The sequence below is a fragment of the Streptomyces sp. NPDC014733 genome, assembly GCF_043083385.1.
Classification (GTDB): Bacteria; Actinomycetota; Actinomycetes; order Streptomycetales; family Streptomycetaceae; genus Streptomyces.
Genome location: NZ_JBIBYO010000013.1, coordinates 66,925 through 90,152 on the forward strand (window position 1 = coordinate 66,925; position 23,228 = coordinate 90,152).

Genomic DNA, 23,228 nt, shown 5'->3' on the forward strand with positions numbered 1-23,228 from the left:
CGGCCGCCCCGGGCGCAGCCGCAGCCGGGCTCACTCCGCGACCGCCACGTACCGGTCGCCGTCGCCGTCGGCGGTCTCCGGCTCGCCGAGGTCGACCTCGACCCCGGCGGGCGTCAGAGCGGTGCGCACCCGCTCCTGCATCGCCTCGGTGAGGTAGTGGTGGTGCAGGTCGAGCCGGGTGAGGTGGGTGAGCGGCTGCCCCGCCAGCAGCGCCGCGGCGCCCGCGTCGCTCAGGGTGCCCATCGACAGGTCCAGGGTGTGCAGCCGTGCGACGACGGGGGCGGTGGCCAGGGCGGCGGCGATGTCGTCCTGGATCTCGCTGTTGTGCAGCGCCAGATGGGTCAGCCGGGGCCAGCGGGTGCCGTCCAGGAACGGTGCGAGGTCGTCGACGGTGGTGTTGGCGCCGTACCACGACGAGCCGAGCCAGAGGTCGAGGCGCTCCAGGGCGGGCAGGTCGCAGGCGGCGACGCCGCGCACCACGGCAACGTCCACCCCGCCGGTCTCGATCGTCAGCCGCCGCAGCGCCGGGTGGGCGACGGCGGGGAACTCCAGGGACGTGCCGCCGCGGACGCCGAACTCCTCCAGGGCGGGGAACGCCGTCAGCAGCGGCGTGGCGTCCTCCTGGACGATCCAGGAGATCTCGCACTCCTCGAAGGTGATGTCGCCCAGGAACAGCGCCCGCAGTCCGCTCAGCCGCTCCCGCTCCGCCAGCAGCGCCTCACGGACCGGTCCGGGGCCGTTCTCGAACGACTCGCCCCAGGTGCCGACGATCAGCGCGCGTACCCGGGGCAGGTCGACCGTCGCGGCGAAGCGGGCGAACAGCTGCGGCCAGCTCTCCTCCGCGTCCCACTCCTCGACGGCGAGCCGCCACGCCACCGCCGCCGCGTCCGGCAGCTCCGGCCCCTCGCCGGGCTCCCCGAAATCGTGCACGGGCAGACCGTGGAAGTGCTCCAGGTGCCGCGAAATCGTCATGTTCCCCACCCCTGACATCGAGACGGCGACCGTCGGAGCCGGCCGCGCGGTGTTCGATGCCCGTTCTACCAAGCACCACTGACAACGGCGGGCGGACCCGCCGCCGCACCGGCCGGTGCACCGGTCCGGAGCCCCGTACGCACGGACGCCGTCGGCCCGTCACCCCGAAGAGGGCGGGCCGACGGCGTCCGCGCGCCGGAACGTGCTCAGTCGACGCTGCGCAACAGCGTCTCCACGCCCTTGAGCCGGGCCTCCAGCTCGGCCAACTGGCCCCGCAGCGACTCCTGTTGGGCGACCGACTCCTCGGCGAGCCTGCGGTACTCGGCCAGCGCCGGGGCGTCGGCGCGGTGACGCTGGAGCCGGAAGTAGGCGATCACGCTCCCGGTGATGCCGCCGACGACGATCAGAACGACGGCGATGGCGATGACGGCCCCGGTCATGTGCGTTTCCCCTCCACGTCTTCAGGCCCCGTCGGTCGGCCGGGGGGCCTCCCCACCCGCCCGCTCCGACGGCGCCGCGTCGTCCACCGCCCCGTCGGCCCGCACGGCCGCGAGGATCGTATCGATATTCACGCGCAGGTCGAACGGCGCCAGTTCGAAGTACTTCAGCGCCTTGCCGTCGTCGGAAAGCTCCAGATTCCCGGTCACCAGACCGGCCTTCTCCAGGCGTTCCAGGTGCATGTAGAGGAGCGGCCGGGAGATGCCCAGCCGGCGCGCCAGCTCGCTCACGTACAGCCGGCCGCCGGACAGTTCCGTGAGGATGCGCAGCCGCTGCGCGTGGCCCACCGCGGCGAGTACAGCCAGCAGTTCTTCGCTGGTCACGGCCCACCTCTGACATCCGGCTGCATGGTGCCACGAGAATTTCCCACCTCCGCGCACCTGTCAAACGATGCGCCGCGGGGCCCCGTGGCCCGTCGGCCGCCGCCCGCCCGACCCGTGGCCGCACGGGGAGAGGACCCGATCATGCCCCCCGTGTCGTCCTCCTCGGCGCCACCGGCTACACCGGCGCACCCGTCCTCGACGCCCTGCTGGAGCGCGGCCTCACCCCGCTGCCGGCCGGGCGGAACCCCGCCGCCGTGGCCGCCCTCGCCGCCCGCCACGGCGGTCTCTCGCACCCTGCGGGAGGGCTGCGCCGGGATCGGGCTCACCACCGTGTGCCCCCTACGGAACCGCCGGGCCGGCCATCGCCTCCCGTACGTCCTGCGGGCTCCAGTGCCCCGACGCCCCCGGGCGCGCCGCGACGTACGCCGCCACCGTCGCGGCGTCCCACGCCCCGGCCGCCAGCAGCCCGGTGCCCACACAGCGCACATAGGCGGCGGTCGGCACCGTCCACGCCACGTCCCGCATCCGCCAGGGCGCCGTGATGGTGAGCACGGGCGCGCCGTCCAGCCGTCCCGCGCAGACCAGCGTCTCGTACCGGCCGGGGCCCAGCGACGCCCGGCCGTGGGTGAGCACCTCGCTCAGGTCGAGGTCGCCGCCGGGCGCCCGGCCCATCTCCTGGGCCGCGATGTCGGCGAACTGCCCGGCCGTCAGCAGATGGGCCCGCGCCAGGACCCGCCCCGCGGCCTGCTGATCGTAGAAGGCGGAGCCGCCACCCCACACCGGTGACCGGGTCGCGAGGTACATCTCCCCGGGCAGCCGCACGGCGGCCGACTCCGCGGGCGGCCGCCGGTCGCGGCAGCCCGGATACGTCCACGCCGCGCCGGCGGGACGGCCGCCCCGGAGGTAGCAGGCCAGCCGCTCCCGCTGCATGTTCGACCCGTAGGCGGCGTACCAGACCCGCCCCGGGGCGTCGTGCCCCGTGCCCGCCGTCTCCGGAACCCGTACCACGTCCATGGGACCAGTCTCCCCGAGCGGCCCGGTGTGTGCCCAGAGGCGTACCGGGCCGCGCCGTCCGCGCCCGGAGCCGCCCCGCCGTACGGCACAATCCCGCTCGTGACCATCCGTCTACTGATCGCCGACGACCAGGAAATGGTCCGCCGCGCCATGCGCCGCATCGTGGAGAGCCGGCCCGGCATGGAGGTGGTCGGGGAGGCGGCGAACGGCATCGACGCCGTGGAGCTGGCGCGGACCCTCGCGCCCGATGTCGCGCTGGTCGACATCCGGATGCCGGGGCTGGACGGCCTGGAGGTGACCCGCCGCCTCACCGACCCCGCCACCGGTTCACCGGTGCGCGTCGTCGTGGTGACCACCTTCGACCTCGACGAGTACGTCTACCCGGCGCTGCGCTTCGGCGCCTCGGGGTTCCTGCTCAAGCGCTCCGGGCCGGCGCTGCTGATCGAGGCGGTCCGGGCGGCGATGGCGGGCGACAGCCTGATCAGCCCGTCGGTCACGGTGCGGCTGCTGGAACACGTCACCGGCCCGCCGGGCGGCCGCCGCCCGCGGCGCCGCGATCCGCTGCTGACGGAGCGCGAGGCGGAGATCGCCGGCAAGGTCGCCGAGGGCCGGACCAACGCCGACATCGCCCGCGAACTGTTCATCTCCGCGGGCACCGTCAAGACCCATGTCGCCAGCATCCAGCGGAAACTCCAGGTGCGGAACCGCGTGGGCATCGCGGTACGCGCCTGGGAACTGGGCTACGCCACGGGGCGCACACCGGGCTGACGCGCGCCCCGGGCGCAAACCGGCTCCCCCGCCCGTGAAAGCTCCGTAGCCTCCCCCCATGGATCACGGCATCTCTCCCCGGCAGCGGCGGCGCCGGTGGTGGTGGGCGGGGGCCGCCGCGGCGCCGATGCTCGTCCCCGCCGTTGCGGACCCGGCGGGCGCGGCCCCCTTCGCGGTGATGGCCGCGCTGGCACTGGCGGCGGCGGTCGCGGCCCGGCCCCACAGGCGGATCTCGCCGGCGCGGGCCGCCGGGGCCGTGGCGGTGCTCTCCCTCGTCACGGACGTGTGCGCCTTCGGCAAGCCGGGGCTGATGCTCCTGTGGTACCCGTTCGAGACGGTCGCCCTGCTGGTCCTGCTGGAGCGGGTGGTCCGCCGGGTGCCCGGTCCCCGGATGGTCCCGGTCGCCGCGGTGACCGGGACCGCCGCGGTGCTGCTGCCGCTGCGGTTCACCCTGCACGCGCCCACCACGGGCCCGGAGGATTCGGTGGTCGCCGCCGCGCTCGCCCTCTTCCCGGTGACCGTCGCGGCGGGCATCGGGCTCTATCTGCGCACGCTCGACCACCGCCGGGCGCACGCCGTGGAGCTGGCCCGCCGCGAACAACGCCTCGAAGTCGCCCGCGACCTCCACGACTTCGTCGCCCACGAGATCACCGGCATCGTGCTGGAGGCCCAGGCGGCGCAGTTCACCGCCGGCCCGGCCGACGAGGAGCACCATGCGCTGCTGGCCCGCGTGGAGGCGGCCGGAGTGCGGGCGCTGGACTCCATGGACCGTACGGTGACCGCGCTGCGCGGCGCCGGTCACCGCCCGTCGGAGCTACCGCCCACCCGGGTACACGGCCTGGCCGACCTGCCCGGACTCGTCGACCGCTTCGCCGCGATGTCCCCCGCCGACGTCACGCTGGCCCTCCCCGACGAGGCGCCGGACGCCCTCGCCCCGGAGACCGGGGACACCGCGTACCGGGTGGTGCTGGAGGCGCTGACGAACGTACGGCGGCATGCGCCGGGGGCCGGGCGGATCGCGATAGCCGTGGCCCGGACCGCGGGGCCGGCGGTGACGGTCTCCGTGGTGAACCACGCCTCCCCCGCGGCGCCCGCGACCGCCCGGCGCGGCGGCGGCACCGGTCTGGCGGGCCTGGACGCCCGGGTCACCGCGCTGGGCGGGACGCTGACGGCAGGCCCGTACGGTCCGGGCTGGCGGGTGCACTGTCTGCTGCCGGCGGCCATCGACGGCTGAGCGATATCTGCCGTTCGGCAGATGTGCCGGTGGGCCTCGTCCGGGACCGTCGGGGAACACACCAGACCGCCCGCCCCGCCGGGGGCGCGCCGCCCGTCTCCCAGGAGGAACCGATGTTCTCAGCCACCCCCGCGAAGCGGCCCGCCGCGCTCCTCGCCACCGCGGCGGTGGCCGTCACCGCCGTCCTCGGCCTGTCCGGCTGTTCGGTGGACGCCTCGAAGACGAAGCCCGCGTCGAAGACCTTCCCCTACCACGGCAGCACCCTGAAGCTCACCACCCATGAGGTCGCCACCCAGGTCGTCGCCACCGACCGCGCGGACATCAAGGTCACCCGCTGGTTCGACGCCGCCGCCGGCACCGAGCACCTGGTGTGGCGGCTGAAGGGCGACACCCTCGACATCGACTCCGGGTGCAGCGGCATCGCCTTCTGCGACGCGAAGTTCAGGGTCGAGGTCCCCAAGGGGGTGACGGTGACCAAGGACGGGGTCGAGGCGGTGGAAGGGCACCGCTGACCGGATACGGCCGCCTCACAGCCACCCCTGCTGGGCCGCCTTCAGCCCCGCCTCGAAGCGGCTGCGGGCCTCCAGGCGCTCCATGATCGCCGCCATCATGCGGCGGGCGGTACGCGGCGAGATGTGCAGCTTGCCCGCCGCGGCCTCGTCCGTGTGGCCCTGGCCGATGAGGTGGAGCAGATCGCGCTCGGCCTCGCTCAGCCCCGGCTCCGGCGCCGGATCGTCGGCGCCGAGCGGGGTGGACTGGTTCCACGCCTGGTCGAACAGGGCGGTCAGGGACGCGATGACCCCGGGGCCCGTCAGATAGAGCACGCCCTTACGGGTGTTGTCGGGGTCCAGCGGCACCAGGGCCGTGCGGCGGTCGGCGAGGATCATGCGCGGCGGTAACGAGGGCGCGGTGCGGAACTCGCCGCCCAGGCTGGTGAGCCAGCGGGCGTGCTCCAGGGTCGGCCCGTGGTCCCGGATGCAGTCCAGCCCGATGGTGCGGGTCGTCACGCCGCGGCCCAGCAGACGGGCGTCGTTGCGCCGCGCCGCCTCCAGCGAATCGGCGGCCTGCGCACCGCCCGACATGAAGGTGCAGATCTCCTCGGTGGCCTCTTCCGCCAGCCGCTCCAGGCGCCGCTGGATCGCGTCCATGCCGAGGATCTGCTCGCTGCCGTCGCTCTCCGCGGCGGTCACCGGCCGCGCCGCGAGGTGCGTGATCATGCGGGAGATGGACGCCTGCTGTTCCGCCATCTGTCTTTGCTGGCGCAGGAGTTCGTCGTGCTGGCGCTCCAGCAGCGTCCGCAGCCCCATCTCGGGCGCGACGGCGAGCAGCCGGTCGGCATGTTCGAACGAGCGGCGCACCAGGCGGAGTTCGAAGAGGTCGTCGAGGGCCGAGCGCACCTCGGACTCGGTCAGGTCCAGCCGGGCGACGAGCTCGTCCACGCCCCACGACGGGTTCCGGATCATGGCCTCGTAAACCGTCTCGTGCAACGCCTTCAGGCCCATCGCGGCAAGCATGGAGATCCCCTTTTTCCTCGGCGACCGGTCTCTCGCACCGGACCCCCCCGGCGTTTTGTGCATTATGCACGTGCGTTACCTCGCGCGGACGGAGCCTTTTTGGTCATCGCGGAACGGCTCCCGGACGGCGGACGGCGGCAAGGTGCGGGGACAGAAACCCACGTGGACGGCGGCTGCGGGGGCGCGCGCCGGGCCGGGCGGAGCCCCGTCCGCCGGATCGCCGCCGACCGGTTCCGCCCCCTCGTCCGGCCCGGCGCGCACCGGGAGTGCGGTGGCCCGAAGCGTCCTGGCCGGTTCCGCCGGGCCGTTTCCCCTTCCTCCCCACCTGCCACGCGCAGAACATGGTTTCACCGGGCCGACGCGGAACACCGAAGCCGGATCCGGAGAATCCACCCACTCACCCCAGGGGACTCCCATGTCTGTCAACGCCCGCATACTCGCCGCCGCCGCCACCCTCGCCCTCGCCGGGATCGCCTTCACCACCGCGGCCACCACCGCCGCCGGCGCCCCCGCGCACTCCCGCGTGGTGGCCACGGTGGACTCCACGGACGACAGCCTCATCTGGGGCTAACGGCCGTATGCGTCTGACCCTTTTCACACTGACCTCTCCCGGTCACCCCCACTCCCGCCTTTCCGCACCCGTGATCGTCGACGTGCTGTGGGCCGCCGCCGCCCCGGCCGACCGGATCGAGCACATCAGCGCCCGCTCCGCCCCCCGCCACATCGACATCGGCATCTACACCCGCCGGACGCCGCAGCAGGATCTGGATGCCCCTGCCGCCGAGGACGTCGTCCGCCGGGCCTTGGCATCGGCCCCGCTGCTCCGGGGCTGGACCCTCTCCACCGGTCAGGAATAGTCAGCAAACCCCGGAAAGGCGGGACGTTGTGGTGATCGACAGCAGACAGAGAGGCCTTTCCGCCCTCTCCGCCCTCTCCGACCGCGAACACGAAGTGCTCTGCCGGCTCGCCGAAGGACACACCTACGGGGCCATCGCCCGGGCCCTTGGCCTGAGCACCCACACCGTCGACACCTACGTACGGCGTATCCGCGCCAAGACCGGTGTGCACAACCGTATGCAGCTCGTTCTGCTCGCCCTCGGCGCCGAAGGACGTGTCCCGGTCAGCCGGTCCACGGACACCGGTACCGAGAACCCGTGACTTTTCCTTCTCCCTCCCGCCCGGCAGAGTTATCCCCGTGAACGAGGGAACGGCCCGAAAGAAAGAAAAGGGCCACCCCCCCGGCCACACCCCAGATTTCGGGAATTCCACCAGGGAATTCCCGGCAACCGGAAAGAGGGATGACAATGGCGAAGGTTCTGCGCGCGCTCGGTGCCAAGTCCAAGCTCGGCGGCCGCTACATCCACTTCGACGCGGCTGCTGCCCCGCAGTCCCGCATGGGCGGCCGGTACATCCACTTCGACGCCTGATCCAGCCGGTTCACGGGTGGGCCCGGAACAGCAGCTTCCGCAGGGCTGTTCCGGCCCCCCGGGCACCGCACCACAGCAAAGGGTGATGACAGTGACGATGGCCGAGGCGCGCCCGACACCGGCCGCGACGGAAATCCCCGGCCCCCGCGGCCGACCGCTGGTGGGCAATGTGCCCGCCTATGAGAAGGACCGCATCCGCTTCCTGGAGAAAAACCACGAGCGGTACGGCGACTTCTTCCGCTTCGATGCGGGATCGGTGGTCGTCCGGGACCCGGACGCCATTCACGACTGTCACGTACGCACCAATACGGATTTCGTCTCGGAAGAGGCGATCATTTCCGACGCCCCGCTCTCCAACGCCCAGACGGGCCCCTGGATGCAGGCGCGCCGACCGGCCTGGAAGGCCCTGCGGCCGCAGTCCTGTCTGCCCTACGGCGCCGAGATCACCGAGGCGTTCGCCACCACCGTCCACCGGACCGGCGGACGCCCCTTCGACCCGCTGCGGGTCTTCACCGACTACACCAGCGCCGTGCTCACCCGCATCTGCCTCGGTGAGGAGAGCCCCCGCGTCGTCGACGCCGTCGAGCAGCGGTTCCAGGCGTTCATGGTGCTGATGAACCGCTCGTGGCAGCGCCCGCGCTGGCTCCCCGACCGCGCCCTGAGCCGCGCCCGGGAGGCGGACCGCACCCTCAACACCCTGCTGCGCGAGCGGCTGGAGCGTGTCACCGAACCGGGGCCCGATCTGGCCTCGATGCTCATGACCGCCGACCTCGGCATGAAGACGGCCGGCGGCTTCCTGAAGGGCACGCTCCTCGCGGGCTACGGCGTCCCGGCGGTCTCCCTCACCTGGATCGCCCACGCCCTCGCCACCGACCCGCAACTCGCCGAGCGCGTCGCCACGGAGGCGCGGGCGGCGTCCGACCTCCCCGCGGCGTACGGCGCGGGGAGCCTGCCGCTGGCCGAGGCGGTGGTCAAGGAGGTGCTGCGGCTGTATCCGCCGACCTGGCTGATGGGCCGCCGCGTCCTGTGCCCCACCGAACTGGGCGGCCGGCGGCTGACGCCCGGCGAGACCGTGCTGTTCAGCCCGTATCTCGTCCAGCGCGATCCCCGCTGGTGGGGCGAGCGGGCCGACCGCCTCGACCCGGACCGGTGGCTCGCCGACACCAATGGCGGGGCCCTCCACCGGCACGCGTACATCCCCTACAGCGGCGGCACCCGGGTCTGCATCGGCAGCGCCCTGGGCAACGCCCTGCTCGTCCTGTGCACCGCGCACCTGGCCGCCCACCACCACGTGGCGCCGGACCCCGCGGCCGCCGTCCACCCGCACTTCGGCACCATGCTGACCCCGCGCGGCCTGCGCCTGAGCTGCCGTCCCCGCCGCTCCGCCTAGGGCGTGTCCTTCCGGTCTCCGTGGTGCCGTGACGCCCGAGGACCGGAGAGACACCCCCTGGCCCGAGGGCACCGAAAGGAGCCACCGGTGATCGACAACGAAGAGACCTACGGCACGCGCTGGGCCTCCACCTACGACACGATGATCGCCGAGACCATGGGCGACGCCCCGGCGCACGAGGCCGCCGACGCCCTGGCGGCCCTCGCCCGCGCCACCGGCGCCGCCGAGCCGACCGTGCTCGAACTCGGCGTCGGCACCGGCCGGGTGGCCGTCCCGCTCGCCGAGCGCGGTATCCGCGTCCACGGCGTCGACCTCGAACCCGCCATGCTGGAGATCCTCGCGGACAAGGCACAGCACGTCGGGGACCGCCTCACCCACGCCGTCGGTGACATGACCGTCGCCGCCGACCTCGTCGCGCCGGACGGCACCGCCGCGTACGACCTGGTGTACTGCGTCTTCAACACCCTCGGCTCGCTGGCGGACGGCGCGGCCCAGCGCGCCTGTCTGGCGGCCGCCGCGGCCGTCCTCGCCGAGCACGGCCGCTTCGTCATCGAGGCGCCCGTCCCCCGGCTCGACACGTTCTCCCGCTCCGGCCGCCGCACCGCCCACCTCGGGCGCCGCGGCGACGGCGTCTGGCTGGAGACCGCCCGGCACGACCCGGTCGACCAGGTGATCTCCCTGGAGTCGATCATCCTCTCCGAGAAGGACGGGGTACGGATCCAGCCCGTCCACTACCGCTACACCTGGCCCGCCGAGCTGGACCTGATGGCGGAACTCGGCGGACTTCGCAGGATCTCCCGCTGCGGCGGCTGGGCGGGCGAGAAGTTCACCGCCGCCACCGTCTCCTACGTCGCCCAGTACGAACGGATCCGCGGCTGATGGGCCGCACCTACCGCCTGCTCACGGCCGCCGCCGTGATCACCTCCCTGGGGAACTCCGGGGCGGTGGTCGCGGCGGCGTTCGCCGTGCTGCACGGCGGGGGCGACGGGACCGACGTGGGGCTCGTCGCCGCGGCCCGCACCGTGCCGCTCATCGCCTTTCTGCTGGTCGGCGGCGCCGTGGCGGACCGGCTGCCGCGCCACCGCGTCATGGTCGCGGCCAACTGCCTCAACTGCGCCTCCCAGGCCGCCTTCGCGGCCCTGGTGCTCACCGGTGCGCCGCCGGTGTGGCAACTGGCGCTGCTCGCCGCGCTCGGCGGCACCGGCCAGGCATTCTTCGCCCCCGCCGCCGAAGGCATGCTGCTCTCCTGCGTACCGGCCGCACACGCGGGCCGGGCCTTCGCGTTCTTCCGGATCGGCGTCAACGGCGCCGGGATCGGCGGCGCCGCACTCGGCGGCGCGCTCTGCGCCGCCGCCGGACCGGGCTGGGTACTGGCCGGCGACGCGGCGGCCTTCGCGCTCGCCGCCGCCCTCCGCGCCGCCCTGGACACCGGCGCGATCCCGCCACGCAAGCGGCGCAGCAGGCTGGGCCACGATCTGCGCGAGGGCTGGCGCGAGGTCGCCGGGCGGCGCTGGCTGTGGGTGGTCGTCGCCCAATTCGCGGTGGTCAACGCGGCGTTCGCGGCCACCCAGTCCGTCTACGGTCCGCTCGTCGCCCGGGACCGGCTGGGCGGCGCCGGCGCGTGGGGCGCCGCGCTCGCCGCGTTCGGGGCCGGCACGCTGCTCGGCGCGCTGGTGATGACGCGCTGGAAGCCGCGCCGGATGCTGCTCACCGGCGGCTGGGGCTCCCTGATGTGCGCGCTGTCCCCGGCGGCGCTGGCCGCCGGGCTGCCGCTGCCCGTGCTCGCCGCCACGATGGCCGGGTGCGGTATCGGCGTCGAGGTCTTCGCGGTCACCTGGATGACCGCGCTGCACCAGGAGATCCCCGCCGACAAGCTCTCCCGGGTGTCCTCCTACGACTGGCTGGGCTCGGTCGGCATGGTCCCGGTCGCCACCGCCCTCGCGGGCCCCGTCCAGGAGATGACCGGCCGCCCGGCCGCCCTGTGGGGCAGCGCCGCCCTCATCGCCCTCCTCACCCTGGCCGCCCTCTCGGTCCCGGACGTCCGCCGCCTCACCCGCGGAACGGCCGACGCCCCTCAGGAACGCGACGCCCCTCGGGGATGCCAAACTCCTCAGGAACGGCCGGCCACCGCGGCATCCCCGGCCGAGGGGACGTTCCCGGTCCAGGGATCACGGGCGGCGCCGCGCGCCACATGCTCCTCGTAAGCCGCGACCTTTCCGGTGATCAGGCCCAGGCAGTCGGTGAGTTCGGCGATCCGGGCGATGACCTGCTCCTGGTGCTCGCGGAGGAGCGCCAACCGGTCCGCCTCGTTGCCCGGACCGCTGCGGACGAGAGCGGCGAACCGCCGGATGGTGGCCAGCGGCATCCCGGACGCACGGAACTTCGTGCAGTTGAGCAGCCACTCCACCTCCCACTCGCGGTAGACGCGGCGCCCGCTCGCATCGCGCCGCACCGCGTCGACGAGCAGCCCCTCGCGCTCGTAGAGCCGCAGCGCGTCGACGCTCAGCCCGGTCCGCGCCGCGACCTGCCCGATGGTCAACTCCTGCGCTCTCTCCGCCATGCCGGGATCGTACGGCGTTGACCTGGACCGCGGTCCAGCTCCTAGCGTGCCCGCCATGGGAACACCTCAGCACACGATCGGATCGGGGTTCGGCGCCCGCAGCACGGCCGACGACGTCCTGCGCGGCATCGACCTCTCCGGGAAGCTCGCGCTCGTCACCGGTGGCTACTCGGGCCTGGGCCTGGCGGCGACCCGCGCACTCGCCCGCGCCGGCGCCCACGTCGTCGTCCCCGCCCGCCGCCGCGCCGTCGCCGAGCAGGCCGTCGCCGGTACCGACGGCACCGAGGTCGACGAACTGGACCTCGCCGACCAGGACGGCATCCGCCGCTTCGCCGACCGCTTCCTCGCCTCGGGCCGCCGCCTCGACCTCATCCTCGCCAACGCCGGGATCATGGCCTGCCCGGAAACCCGCGTCGGCCCCGGCTGGGAGGCGCAGTTCGCCGTCAACCACCTCGGCCACTACGCCCTCGTCAACCACCTGTGGCCCGCCCTCGCCCCGGGCGCCCGCGTGGTCGCGGTCTCCTCCGCGGGCCACCAGCTCTCCCCCGTCCGCTGGGACGACGTGCACTTCACCCGGGGCTACGACCGCTGGCAGGCGTACGGCCAGGCGAAAACCGCCAACGCCCTGTTCGCCACCCACCTTGACGCCCTGGGCCGCGACGCCGGCATCCACGCCTACTCCCTGCACCCCGGCGCCATCCTCACCCCGCTGCAACGCCACCTCTCCGGGCCCGACATGATCTCCAAGGGCTGGATCGACGCACACGGCACCGTGATCCACCCCGACTTCAAAACCCCCGAACAGGGCGCCGCCACCTCGATCTGGGCCGCGACCTCCCCCCTCCTCGCGGCCCACGGCGGCGCCTACTGCGAGGACTGCGACCTCGCAGCACCCACAACCAGCAACGAGGGCTGGTCAGGCGTCCGCGACTACGCCCTCGACCCCGACCAGGCAGCCCACCTGTGGACCCTGTCGGCGGAACTCACGGGGGTGAATGCGTTCGGGAGGACCCGGGTGTAGGGGGCGCCACTCCCCCCCAACACGAGAAAACCCCAGGTCACGAATTACATGACCTGGGGTTTCCCTTCTGAGCCGCCTAAGGGAATCGAACCCTTGACCTACGCATTACGAGTGCGTCGCTCTGGCCGACTGAGCTAAGGCGGCGTGGTGCGCGGCCCAGTCTACACATGCCGGAGGGGTGCTTCGTACTCGGTTGACGGGCTGGTCAGGGGGGTGGGGGCGGGGTCAGGTGCAGCGCTTGTTCTTCGGGGGGACGGTGCCGTCGAGGAGGTAGGTGTTGACGGCCTTGTCGATGCAGGTGCTGCCGCGGCCGTAGGCGGTGTGGCCGTCGCCCTCGTACGTCAGGAGGGTGGCGCTGGAGAGCTGGGCGGCGAGGCCCTTGGCCCAGGTGTACGGGGTGGCGGGGTCGCGGGTGGTGCCGACGACGACGATGGGCGCGGCGCCCTTGGCCTCGATGCGTTCGGGGGCGCCGGTGGGCTTGACCGGCCAGTACGCGCAGTTCAGGGAGGCCCAGGCGAATTCGTCGCCGAAGACCGGGGACGCCTTGCGGAAGCGCGGGAGGTCGGCGCGGACCTGGGCGGGTGAGGTGTACGCCGGGGGGAGGTCGAGGCAGTTCACGGCGGGGTTGGCGTACATCTGGTTGGCGTAGTGGCCGTCGGGGTCGCGCTCGTAGTAGCTGTCGGAGAGGGTCAGCAGGCCGCGGCCGTCGCCCTTCTCGGCCTGGGCCAGGTACTCGCGCAGGACCGGCCACGCCTTCTCGTCGTACATCGCGGCGATCACGCCCGTCGTGGCGAGCGATTCGGTGAGGCGGCGGTCCTCGCCGGTCTCCAGCGGATGCGCGTCGATCTTCTTGAACAGGGCGGAGAGCCGCTTGCCGGCGTCGTCGGCGCTCTTCGTGCCGAGCGGGCAGTCGCGGTGCTTGACGCAGTCCTCGGCGAAGGCGGTGAAGGCGGTGTTGAAGCCGGCGGTCTGTTCGATGTTGACCTGGCGGGGGCCGAGCGAGGGGTCCATCGCGCCGTCCAGCACCAGCCGGCCGACGTGGGAGGGGTACAGCCCGGCGTACGTCGCGCCGAGGAAGGTGCCGTACGAGGCGCCGACGTAGTACAGCTTCCGGTCGCCGAGGACGGCGCGCAGGACGTCCATGTCGCGGGCCGCCTCGACGGTGGAGACATGCGGCAGCAGCTTGCCCGAGCGGGCCTCGCAGCCCTTGGCGAAGGTGCGGTACGCGTTGCTGAGCGCGGTGATCTCGGCGGCGTCGTCGGGGGTCTGGTCGGTCTTGGTGAAGCGGTCCATCTCCTTGTCGGAGAGGCATTCCACCGGGGCACTGCGGGCCACACCGCGCGGGTCCATCGCCACCATGTCGTAGCGGGCGCGGACGGCGGCGGGCTCCGGTGCGTACTGCTGGAGGTAGTCGATGGCCGAGCCGCCCGGGCCGCCCGGGTTGACCATCAGGGAGCCGATGCGCTTCCCGGGGCCGGTGGCCTTCTTCCGGGCGACGGCGAGTTTGAGGTCGCCGCCCTCGCCGGGCCGCGCGTAGTCCAGCGGCGCCTTCATCGTGGCGCACTCGAAGCCGCTGACGCCGCACGCGTGCCAGCTGAGCTTCTGGTCGTAGTACGGCCGCAGGTCGGCGGGGACGGCGGTGGGCAGCGGGGCGAGGACGGACTTCGGGGCGCCGCCGGCCCCGGAGGCGTCGGCGTCCTCGCCCCGCCCCGGGCCGGCCGCGGCGGGGGTGGACGACGGTCCCGAGGAACAGCCGGAGATCAGCAGCGCGGTGGCCGCGACGAAGGCGGCGGAGGTACGGAACAGACGGCTGGTGGCCATGGGCGGTCCCTTGTCCCTGTGGGCCCTGTGGGCGTACGGCGTACGAAGTACTGGCGGTGCGGGGCGACGCCCGCCGGGTCGGTGGCCAGGAGTGGTGCCGGGTCGGTGGCCGGTGCGGGGGTATGGGCGCGGTGCCCGAAATCTTATGAACGGAGAGTAGCGGGGTGAGGGCTGTGTGTGCTGTACGTCGGGTGGAGTGGACGTGGCGGTCGTCCCCCGCAGCGCCGTCATGCGGGCCTGTTCGGGCCGTTCCGAGCGGAGTGGCACCCAGTCGGTCCGGAGCCGGGAGCGGGTCGACGCCGCAGGTCACAGGGCGACTGCACCCCGAGACCGGGTCGCGCCGGATGCACTACGGGCGCCCCGGGCCGCGTCGGCGCACGGGCCGCCCGCACCGGGACCGGCCCGGAGCCCGGCCGGAAACCGCCCCGGCCCTCACCCTGCCCGCAGCGCCGCCGTCATCGCCTCGACGGCCAGCAGCGGCGCGACATTGCGGTCCAGCGCCTCCCGGCACGCGATGATCGCCTCTATCCGGCGCAGGGTGCGGACCGGTGTCGAGGCGCGGGCGATGCGGTCGAGGCTGTCGCGGACCTCGTCGTTGGCGAGCGGGACGGGGGCGCCGAGCTGGAGGGTGAGGACGTCGCGGTAGAAGCCGGTGAGGTCGACCAGGGCGAGATCGAGGCTGTCGCGCTGGGTGCGGGTGGCGCGGCGCTTCTGGCGGTCCTGGAGCTCCTTCATCACGCCCGCGGTGCCGCGCGGCAGCCGGCCGCCGGTGCCCGCGGCGGCACCGAGGGCGGCCCGCAGCTCCTCGGTCTCCTTGGTGTCGACCTCCTCCGCGACCTGCTTGGCGTCTTCCCCGGCCGCGTCGATCAGCTCCTGGGCGGCCTTGAGGCAACCGCCGATGTCGTCGATGCGCAGCGGGAGCTTGAGGACCGCGGCCCGGCGGGCGCGGGCCCGCTCGTCGGTGGCGAGGCGGCGGGCCCGGCCGATGTGTCCCTGGGTGGCGCGGGCGGCGGCCGCCGCGGCCTCCGGCGCGATGCCGTCGCGGCGCACCAGCACATCGGCGACCGCGTCGACCGGCGGCGTCCGGAGCGAGAGGTGGCGGCAGCGGGAGCGGATGGTCGGCAGGACGTCCTCGATGGAGGGGGCGCAGAGCAGCCAGACGGTGCGGGGCGCGGGCTCCTCGACCGCCTTGAGCAGGACGTTTCCGGCGCCTTCGGTGAGGCGGTCGGCGTCCTCCAGGACGATCACCTGCCAGCGTCCGCCCGCCGGGGAGAGCGACGCCCGGCGCACCAGGTCGCGGGTCTCCTTCACACCGATGGAGAGCAGGTCCGTACGGACGATCTCGACATCGGCGTGGGTGCCGATGAGGGTGGTGTGGCAGCCGTCGCAGAAGCCGCAGCCGGGGGCGCCGCCCAGCGCGCGGTCCGGGGAGACGCATTGCAGCGCGGCGGCGAAGGCGCGGGCGGCGGTGGAGCGGCCCGAGCCGGGCGGGCCGGTGAAGAGCCAGGCGTGCGTCATCCGGGAGGCGCCGCCGGGCTCCCCGGACGCCGGCTCACCGGGCACGGCGGCGTCGGGGGCCCGGTCGGCGGAGACGAGGGCGTCCGCGTCCCGTGCGGCCGCGGCGAGTTCCTGCGTCACCCGCTCCTGGCCGACCACGTCGTCCCATACCGCCATCGCTGACCGCCGTCCCTCTCCCGCTCCGCGCCCGGGGCCGCCGGTCGCGGCCACCGTCCCTGCTGGTCGTGCGCCGCCAACGGCGGGGTGCGGTGTCACCGCACGCGCCGCCGCATCTCGCGCTCGTTCCATTGTGGTGCACCCCACCGACAATCCGGTCCGGGCCGCCGGCCGCCCGGTACGCGGAACGCCCGTGGCCCGCAGCGGAGCGGCTGCGGGCCACGGGCGTTCCGTACGGAGCCGGGTCAACCGCGGCGGCCCCGGCGGTCGTCGCCGTCCTCGGAGCGGCGGCCGAACAGCTCGTCGGAGAGGGTCGGCAGATCGTCCAGCGGGGTCTCCTCCGCCCACTCCGGGCGGCGGCGGGTGCGCTGCGGCGGCTCGGCCGGACGGCCGGTCTCCGGGTCCAGCTGCGGCAGCTCGCGGGTGCGCTCGGCGCCGGACTCGGCGGGCGCCGGGTGCGCGTGCGGGGCGGGGTGCGCCCCGCCCCGCTCCTCGTCGCGGAAGAGCCAGGACGGCACCCGGTCCTCGGGGGCCGCCTCGCGTTCCTCGGGCCGGACCGCCGGGAGCACGCTGGTCTCCTCGGCGTCCGGGTCGAACGTGGCGCGCGGCAGCACCGTCGTCTCGTCCGCCGCACCGGGCACCGGGCCCGGTCCGGGCAGCGGCAGGGCGGCGGTCCGCTCGTTGTCCGCGTCGGCGGCGGAGTCCGTGGCGGGGCCGCTGCCGGAGCCGGGACGCGCGTCCCGGTCCGGGCCGGAACCGGAGGCACCGCCGGACGGCTCGGCCGACGAGCCCGTCCGGGTACCGCCCTCGCGCGCGGTCTGCTTGCGCAGATCGGCGACGGGCGTCTCGGTCGTCGGCGCCTCGGCGGCCGTGGCCGCCGCCCGGGCCTCCTCGGCCGCCTTCGCCTCCGCCGCGGCAGCCGCCTCGGCCGCCGCGATCCGGGCCTGCTCGGCGCGGAGCAGCGCCTCCTCGGCCTTGCGCTGCTTCTCCTTGCGGCGCTCCTCCGCCTCGGCGCGCAGCCGCGCCTCCTCCGCGGCGCGCAGCCGCAGCCGCTCCTGCTCCTCGGCGCGGGCCCGCTCCTCGGCCTCGCGGCGCCTGCGCTCCGCCTCCGCCGCGAGCCGGGCCTCCTCGGCGCGCTGCCGGGCCTCCTCGGCCAGCCGGGCCTCCTCGCGGGCCTTGGCCTCCTCGGCCTCGCGGCGCTTGCGCTCCTCCTCCTCGGCGCGCAGCTTCGCCAGCTGCTCCTGGCGCTCGCGCTCCAGGCGCTCCTCCTCGGCCTTGCGCGCAGCCTCCTCCTCGGCCTTGCGCCGGGCCTCCTCCTCCGCCGCCTTACGCGCCTCCTCCTGCGCCTTGACCTCGGCCGCCGACAGCGGCAGCACCTGGTCGAGGCGGTGGCGGACGACGGTGGTGACGGCCTCCGGCTCCTGGCCGGCATCGACGACGAGGTAGCGGGCCGGGTCGGCGGCGGCCAGCGTCAGGAACCCGGCACGGACCCGCTCGTGGAACTCCGCGGGCTCCGACTCCATCCGGTCCGGCGCCTCGGTGAACCGTTCCCGCGCGGTCTGCGGGGTGACGTCCAGCAGCACCGTCAGATGCGGCACCAGGCCGTCGGTGGCCCAGCGGGAGATCCGGGCGATCTCGGTGGGCGCGAGGTTGCGGCCGGCGCCCTGGTAGGCGACCGACGAGTCGATGTAGCGGTCGGTGATGACGACGGCGCCGCGCTCCAGGGCGGGGCGGATGACGCTGTTGACGTGCTCGGCGCGGTCGGCGGCGAACATCAGCGCCTCGGCGCGGTCCGAAAGGCCGGAGGTGGAGACGTCCAGGATGATCGAGCGCAGCCGCTTGCCGATGGCGGTCGCGCCCGGCTCACGGGTCACCACGACCTCGTGCCCCTTGGCGCGGATCCACTCCGCGAGCGCCTCGACCTGCGTGGACTTGCCCGCGCCGTCGCCGCCCTCCAGGGCGATGAAGAATCCGGTGGGCGCGGGCGCCTGCTCCGGGTCGCCGCCGCGCAGCGCCTCCCGCAGATCGCGCCGCAGCGGCACCCCGTTGCGGTCGTCGACCTTGCCGAGCACCCAGGCGGCGACCGGCAGCAGCAACGCGCCGACCAGCATCAGCGCGAACGCGGCGCCGCCGTGGCCGAAGGCGAACGCGCCGCTCCCGACCCGGTGCGGGCCGATGACCGCGGCCAGCAGCGGCGCGACGATCGCGGCCACCGCGACCGCCAGGCGGACGACGGCGTGCAGCTGCCCGGTGATCCGGGCGTGGTCGGCCTCCTCGGCCTCGTGCTCCAGCAGGACGTGGCCGGTGTTGGCGGCGATCCCGGCGCCCACCCCGGCGAGCAGCGCCAGCAGCACCGCGGTCGTCGCGTCCGTCACCAGGCCCATGACCAGCAGCGCCAGGCCGGTCCCGGCGACCGCGAGGGCCAGCAGACGGCGGCGGGAGAGCGCGGGCAGCACCCGGCGGGCGCTGCGGATGCCGACGACCGGGCCGCCGGTCAGCACCAGCACCAGGAGCGCGAAGAGGACCGGGCCGCCGCCGAGGTCGGCGGAGTGCAGGACGGCGAGGGAGACCGCGGCGGCGACGGCCGCGGCAACCGAGGCGCAGGCGAGCACCAGCAGCGGGGCGGCGCCGGTACGGCCCTTGTCCGCGCCGGCGGCCTTCGGGCGGCGCAGCCCCTCCAGCGGGGAGCGCGGCCGCGGCGTGGCGCCGCCGGGCAGCTCGATGAAGTACAGGACCGACACGGACGCGGCGAACAGACCCGCCGCCACATAGGAGCCCAGGGCCGCCTGGTGGCTGTCGAACCACGCCACCCCGGCGCCCAGCAGCTTGCCGACGAGCGTGACGACGACGAGCGCGGCGGCGGCGAGCGGCAGTGAGACGAAGGTGGTGCGCAGCGAGAGGCGCCGCAGCGCCGCCAGGTTGTCCGGCAGCGGCCGGACGGTGGCGCCCTCGGGCGGCGGCGCGGGCAGCAGCCCCGGCGCCGCGCTCTCCCGCGCGACGGTCCAGAAGCGCTCGGCGACACCGGTCAGGAACGCCGTGACCAGCAGCCAGGCGAGTGCGTTCGCCCGCGTCCAGTCCAGCCAGAGCGGCGCGACGACCAGCAGGGCGACCCGGACGACATCGGCGACGATCATCGTCCAGCGGCGGTCGAGCGGCCCGGAGGGCGCCGTCAGCGCCGACAGCGGGCCCAGCAGGACCGCTCCGAAGAGCAGGGTCGCCAGCATCCTCGCCGCGAAGACCACGGTGACCGCGAGGGCCGCGCCCCGGTAGCCACCGCCGAAGACGGCCTGGCCGCCCAGGGGCACGTACAGCGCCGCCTGGAGGGTGAGGAGGACGAGGACCAGCATGGACAGGGCATCGCCGATGGCCCCGACGAACTGGGCGCTCCACAGTCGCTTCAGTGGGGGGAAGCGCAACAGGGCTCGTACGGCGCGCTCGCGGGAATCCGCGGCAAGGGCGCCTGAAGTGGGGGTCTGGGCCGTTGGCTGCTCGGCACGCGTCATCCGCCCAGCCTATCGGCAGGCCGCGTTCGCGCGGGCCCCGCCCGAACAAAGGGGCGGGCCCGACAGGCCACCGCCCGCCTTGCCCGCCCTTGTCCTCGTACGGCGTGGTGACCGCCCCGGGGCGCGCGGGATGCGGCCGCGCGCCGGGTACGGAGGAGGCGGCGGACCGTGCCCGCCGCCTGCCCGCTCACTCCTCGCCGGGCGCCTCCGCCACGGCGGACTTCTTCGCCGCGGTCGTCTTGGCGGCCGCCGTCTTCTTGGCGGTGGTCTTCTTCGCCGCGGTGGTCTTCTTGGCCGCGGTCTTCTTCGCCGCCGTCTTCTTCGCGGGCGCCTTCTTGGCCGCCTTCTTCGCCGGGGCCTTCTTGGCGGTCTTCTTCTTCGCCGGGCCCTTGGCACGCTTCTCGGCCAGCAGCTCGTAGCCGCGCTCCGCCGTGATCGTCTCGACGTCGTCGTCGCGGCGCAGCGTGGCGTTGGTCTCGCCGTCGGTGACGTACGCGCCGAACCGGCCGTCCTTGACCACCACCGGCTTGCCGCTGACCGGGTCGGTGCCCAGCTCCTTCAGCGGCGGCTTGGCGGCGGCCCGGCCACGCTGCTTGGGCTGGGCGTAGATCGCCAGCGCCTCCTCCAGCGTGATCGTGAACAGCTGCTCCTCGCTCTCCAGGGAGCGCGAGTCGGTGCCCTTCTTCAGATACGGGCCGTAGCGGCCGTTCTGCGCGGTGATCTCCACACCCTCGGCGTCCGCGCCGACGGTCCGCGGCAGCGACATCAGCTTGAGTGCGTCCGCGAGCGTGACCGTGTCCAGCGACATCGACTTGAAGAGCGACGCGGTCCGCGGCTTCACCGCGTTCTTGCCGGTCTTCGGGGTGCCCTCGGGCAGGATCTCGGTGACGTACGGGCCGTACCGGCCGTCCTTGGCGACGATCTGGTGACCGCTCTCGGGGTCGGTGCCCAGCTCGAAGTCGCCGCTGGGCTTGGCCAGCAGCTCCTCGGCCAGCTCCACGGTCAGCTCGTCCGGCGCGAGGTCGTCCGGCACATCGGCGCGCTGGTGGCCCTCGGCGTCCTTCTCCCCGCGCTCGACGTACGGGCCGTAGCGGCCGACCCGCAGCTTGATGTCGTCGCTGACCGGGAACGACGAGATCTCCCGGGCGTCGATCGCGCCGAGGTCGGTGACCAGCTCCTTCAGGCCACCGAGGTGGTCGCCGTCGCCGTTGCCGGCGTCCGAGGCGGCACCGGAGGCGCTGTCCTCGCCGCCCTCGCCGAAGTAGAAGCGCCGCAGCCACGGCACGGACTGGGCCTCACCGCGGGCGATGCGGTCGAGGTCGCCCTCCATCCGGGCGGTGAAGTCGTAGTCGACGAGCCGCCCGAAGTGCTTCTCCAGCAGGTTGACCACGGCGAAGGAGAGGAACGACGGGACGAGCGCGGTGCCCTTCTTGAAGACGTAGCCGCGGTCCAGGATCGTGCCGATGATCGACGCGTACGTCGACGGGCGGCCGATCTCCCGCTCCTCCAGCTCCTTGACCAGCGTCGCCTCGGTGTAGCGGGCCGGGGGCTTGGTGGCGTGGCCGTCGGCGGTGATCTCCCGGGCGCCCAGCGCGTCACCCTCGGCGACCTGCGGCAGCCGGCGCTCGCGGTCGTCCAGCTCGGCGTTGGGGTCGTCGGCGCCCTCGACGTACGCCTTGAGGAAGCCGTGGAAGGTGATGGTCTTGCCGGACGCGGTGAACTCGGCGTCCCGGCCGTCGGCGGCGCGGCCACCGATCTTGACGGTGACGGAGTTACCGGTCGCGTCCTTCATCTGGGAGGCGACGGTCCGCTTCCAGATCAGCTCGTACAGCCGGAACTGGTCGCCGGTCAGGCCCGTCTCGGCCGGGGTGCGGAAGCGGTCGCCCGAGGGGCGGATCGCCTCGTGCGCCTCCTGCGCGTTCTTGACCTTCCCGGCGTAGCTGCGCGGCTTCTCCGGCAGGTAGTCGGCGCCGTAGAGCTGCGTGACCTGTGCGCGGGCGGCGGAGATCGCGGTGTCGGAGAGCGTCGTGGAGTCCGTACGCATATAGGTGATGAAGCCGTTCTCGTACAGCTTCTGGGCCACCTGCATCGTCGCCTTGGCGCCGAACCCGAGCTTGCGGCTCGCCTCCTGCTGGAGGGTGGTCGTCCGGAACGGCGCGTACGGGGAGCGGCGGTACGGCTTGGACTCGACAGAGCGGACCGCGAAGGCCGTCTCCGCGAGGGCGGCGGCCAGCGCGCGGGCGTTCGCCTCGTCGAGGTGGAGGACCGCGTCGTTCTTGAGACGGCCGTCGGCACCGAAGTCACGGCCCTGGGCGATACGGCGGCCGTCGACGGTGGCGAGGCGGGCGGTCAGCGTCGACGGGTCGGAACTGTCCCCGGCCCGGCCGGTGGCGAAGGTGCCGGTCAGGTCCCAGTACTCGGCGGAGCGGAAGGCGATGCGCTCGCGCTCCCGCTCGACGACGAGACGGGTCGCGACGGACTGCACCCGGCCCGCCGACAGCCGCGGCATGACCTTCTTCCACAGGACCGGCGAGACCTCGTAGCCGTAGAGGCGGTCGAGGATACGGCGGGTCTCCTGGGCGTCGACGAGCTTCTTGTTCAGCTCGCGGGGGTGCGCCACGGCGTCGCGGATGGCGTCCTTGGTGATCTCGTGGAACACCATGCGGTGGACGGGGACCTTGGGCTTGAGGATCTCCTGGAGATGCCAGGCGATGGCCTCGCCCTCGCGGTCCTCATCGGTGGCGAGGAAGAGTTCGTCGGACTCGGCCAGCAGCTGCTTGAGCTTCTTGACCTGGTCCTTCTTGTCGCTGTTGACGACGTAGATGGGCTGGAAGTCGGCGTCGACGTTCACCCCGAGGCGGGCCCACGGCTCGCCCTTGTACTTCGTCGGCACCTCCGCCGCGCCGTTGGGGAGGTCACGGATGTGCCCGACACTGGCCTCGACCACGTATCCGGGGCCGAGATACCCCTTGATCGTCTTCGCCTTGGCGGGCGACTCGACGATGACGAGGCGGCGGCCGCCGCCCTCTGCGGTCTCGCTGGTCGGGGACAACTTGGCTCTTCTCTCCGGTCGACGCCTGGATACCTCCAGGCGATAGCGCTGGAGGCGGACACTGCGGTGTCGCTTGACGCTGCGGAGTGTGACGGTACCTCCCGCCCCCGTGTCAAACGGAAAATCCCCGCAACGCCACTCGAACGGTAACCCGACTACATGCCTTCCTGCCGCCCGGACCGTATCCGCCGGCGGCGCCGCCGCTGTTCGGTCACGATGTCCGCTCCCCGGTCTGCGTACGGCGGCCTACTGGCAGGATGGCCGGGTACGGCTCCTCTCACGGACCGCCCGCCGCCGCCAGCACGCACACTCGGGGGACAGATCACTCATGGCGCACCAGCATCCCGGCCCTCCCCAGGACGAACCCAACCCGTACGCCGCACCGACCCCGCCCGTGCCGCCGGTCCCGCCCACCGCACCGGCCGCGCCGGGCTCCTCGGCGAAACCGGATCCGTTG

At 73.9% G+C, this 23,228-nt stretch carries 21 protein-coding genes and 1 tRNA gene; 11 read left to right on the forward strand and 11 right to left on the reverse strand.

The features are described 5' to 3' along the window. Window positions 1-30: 30 nt before the first annotated feature. The 4 genes from ACF1BH_RS25155 to ACF1BH_RS25170 all read right to left on the reverse strand — a co-directional run bounded on the left by ACF1BH_RS25155 (window position 31) and on the right by ACF1BH_RS25170 (window position 2,807). Entirely contained in the window at window positions 31-972 is a 942-nt protein-coding gene (locus ACF1BH_RS25155) for an STM4015 family protein (RefSeq protein WP_391645846.1), read from the reverse strand. Window positions 973-1,178: 206 nt separating this feature from the next. Further along, entirely contained in the window at window positions 1,179-1,412 is a 234-nt protein-coding gene (locus ACF1BH_RS25160; RefSeq protein WP_391645848.1) for a hypothetical protein, read from the reverse strand. A 21-nt stretch (window positions 1,413-1,433) separates the two neighbouring features. Further along, on the reverse strand, window positions 1,434-1,793 hold the full coding sequence (locus tag ACF1BH_RS25165) for an ArsR/SmtB family transcription factor (RefSeq protein ID WP_391645850.1): 360 nt from the start codon (window positions 1,791-1,793) through the stop codon (window positions 1,434-1,436). Window positions 1,794-2,132: 339 nt separating this feature from the next. Further along, window positions 2,133-2,807, reverse strand: coding sequence for a histone deacetylase (locus tag ACF1BH_RS25170; RefSeq protein WP_391645852.1), 675 nt, complete (start codon window positions 2,805-2,807; stop codon window positions 2,133-2,135). Window positions 2,808-2,906: 99 nt separating this feature from the next. Between ACF1BH_RS25170 and ACF1BH_RS25175 the strand changes: the two genes are divergently transcribed. The 3 genes from ACF1BH_RS25175 (at window position 2,907) to ACF1BH_RS25185 (ending at window position 5,321) form a co-directional block, all read left to right on the forward strand. Next, window positions 2,907-3,575, forward strand: coding sequence for a response regulator (locus ACF1BH_RS25175; protein WP_391645854.1), 669 nt, complete (start codon window positions 2,907-2,909; stop codon window positions 3,573-3,575). A gap of 58 nt (window positions 3,576-3,633) precedes the next feature. Next, entirely contained in the window at window positions 3,634-4,809 is a 1,176-nt protein-coding gene (locus ACF1BH_RS25180; protein WP_391645856.1) for a sensor histidine kinase, read from the forward strand. A 113-nt stretch (window positions 4,810-4,922) separates the two neighbouring features. After that, window positions 4,923-5,321 carry a hypothetical protein gene (locus ACF1BH_RS25185; protein ID WP_391645858.1) on the forward strand — a complete coding sequence of 133 codons (399 nt, stop codon included), beginning with the start codon at window positions 4,923-4,925 and terminating at the stop codon, window positions 5,319-5,321. Window positions 5,322-5,336: 15 nt separating this feature from the next. Here ACF1BH_RS25185 and ACF1BH_RS25190 read toward each other — a convergent pair whose 3' ends face one another. Beyond that, the gene (locus tag ACF1BH_RS25190; protein WP_391645860.1) at window positions 5,337-6,323 is read right to left on the reverse strand and encodes a LuxR C-terminal-related transcriptional regulator; all 987 of its coding nucleotides are present in this window, start codon (window positions 6,321-6,323) and stop codon (window positions 5,337-5,339) included. Window positions 6,324-6,738: 415 nt separating this feature from the next. On the opposite strand from ACF1BH_RS25190, the gene ACF1BH_RS25195 reads away from it, so the two are divergent. From ACF1BH_RS25195 to ACF1BH_RS25225, 7 genes are all read left to right on the forward strand, one after another. After that, window positions 6,739-6,894: a hypothetical protein gene (locus ACF1BH_RS25195; protein ID WP_391645862.1), complete on the forward strand. Its 156-nt coding sequence runs from the start codon at window positions 6,739-6,741 to the stop codon at window positions 6,892-6,894. Between the two features lie 7 nt (window positions 6,895-6,901). After that, complete coding sequence (locus tag ACF1BH_RS25200; RefSeq protein WP_391645864.1) at window positions 6,902-7,180, forward strand: hypothetical protein; 279 nt, start codon at window positions 6,902-6,904, stop codon at window positions 7,178-7,180. Window positions 7,181-7,211: 31 nt separating this feature from the next. Continuing rightward, window positions 7,212-7,481, forward strand: coding sequence for a response regulator transcription factor (locus ACF1BH_RS25205; RefSeq protein WP_391645866.1), 270 nt, complete (start codon window positions 7,212-7,214; stop codon window positions 7,479-7,481). A 146-nt stretch (window positions 7,482-7,627) separates the two neighbouring features. Further along, window positions 7,628-7,750, forward strand: coding sequence for a hypothetical protein (locus ACF1BH_RS25210; protein ID WP_391645868.1), 123 nt, complete (start codon window positions 7,628-7,630; stop codon window positions 7,748-7,750). Between the two features lie 85 nt (window positions 7,751-7,835). After that, window positions 7,836-9,140 (forward strand): cytochrome P450, encoded by a 1,305-nt coding sequence (locus ACF1BH_RS25215; RefSeq protein WP_391645870.1) that lies wholly within the window; start codon window positions 7,836-7,838, stop codon window positions 9,138-9,140. Between the two features lie 87 nt (window positions 9,141-9,227). Continuing rightward, window positions 9,228-10,019, forward strand: a complete 792-nt coding sequence (locus tag ACF1BH_RS25220; RefSeq protein ID WP_391645872.1) for a class I SAM-dependent methyltransferase — start codon at window positions 9,228-9,230, stop codon at window positions 10,017-10,019. Beyond that, on the forward strand, window positions 10,019-11,344 hold the full coding sequence (locus tag ACF1BH_RS25225) for an MFS transporter (RefSeq protein ID WP_391645874.1): 1,326 nt from the start codon (window positions 10,019-10,021) through the stop codon (window positions 11,342-11,344). Before ACF1BH_RS25220 ends, ACF1BH_RS25225 begins: the two co-directional genes overlap by 1 nt. Here the strand turns inward: ACF1BH_RS25225 and ACF1BH_RS25230 are convergent. Next, window positions 11,251-11,700, reverse strand: coding sequence for a MerR family transcriptional regulator (locus ACF1BH_RS25230; RefSeq protein ID WP_391645876.1), 450 nt, complete (start codon window positions 11,698-11,700; stop codon window positions 11,251-11,253). The genes ACF1BH_RS25225 and ACF1BH_RS25230 overlap by 94 nt on opposite strands. A gap of 55 nt (window positions 11,701-11,755) precedes the next feature. Between ACF1BH_RS25230 and ACF1BH_RS25235 the strand changes: the two genes are divergently transcribed. Continuing rightward, entirely contained in the window at window positions 11,756-12,721 is a 966-nt protein-coding gene (locus ACF1BH_RS25235; RefSeq protein ID WP_391645878.1) for an SDR family NAD(P)-dependent oxidoreductase, read from the forward strand. 70 nt (window positions 12,722-12,791) lie between these two features. On the opposite strand, the gene ACF1BH_RS25240 is transcribed toward ACF1BH_RS25235, so the two are convergent. The 5 genes from ACF1BH_RS25240 to topA form a co-directional block, all read right to left on the reverse strand. Continuing rightward, window positions 12,792-12,865 (reverse strand) — tRNA-Thr (locus ACF1BH_RS25240). 81 nt (window positions 12,866-12,946) lie between these two features. Then, on the reverse strand, window positions 12,947-14,542 hold the full coding sequence (locus ACF1BH_RS25245; RefSeq protein ID WP_391645880.1) for an alpha/beta hydrolase: 1,596 nt from the start codon (window positions 14,540-14,542) through the stop codon (window positions 12,947-12,949). Between the two features lie 432 nt (window positions 14,543-14,974). Beyond that, complete coding sequence (locus ACF1BH_RS25250; RefSeq protein ID WP_391645882.1) at window positions 14,975-16,216, reverse strand: DNA polymerase III subunit delta'; 1,242 nt, start codon at window positions 16,214-16,216, stop codon at window positions 14,975-14,977. A gap of 245 nt (window positions 16,217-16,461) precedes the next feature. Continuing rightward, window positions 16,462-19,719: a dTMP kinase gene (tmk, locus tag ACF1BH_RS25255; protein WP_391645884.1), complete on the reverse strand. Its 3,258-nt coding sequence runs from the start codon at window positions 19,717-19,719 to the stop codon at window positions 16,462-16,464. A gap of 187 nt (window positions 19,720-19,906) precedes the next feature. After that, window positions 19,907-22,771: a type I DNA topoisomerase gene (gene topA / locus ACF1BH_RS25260; RefSeq protein ID WP_391645886.1), complete on the reverse strand. Its 2,865-nt coding sequence runs from the start codon at window positions 22,769-22,771 to the stop codon at window positions 19,907-19,909. Window positions 22,772-23,228: the final 457 nt, after the last annotated feature.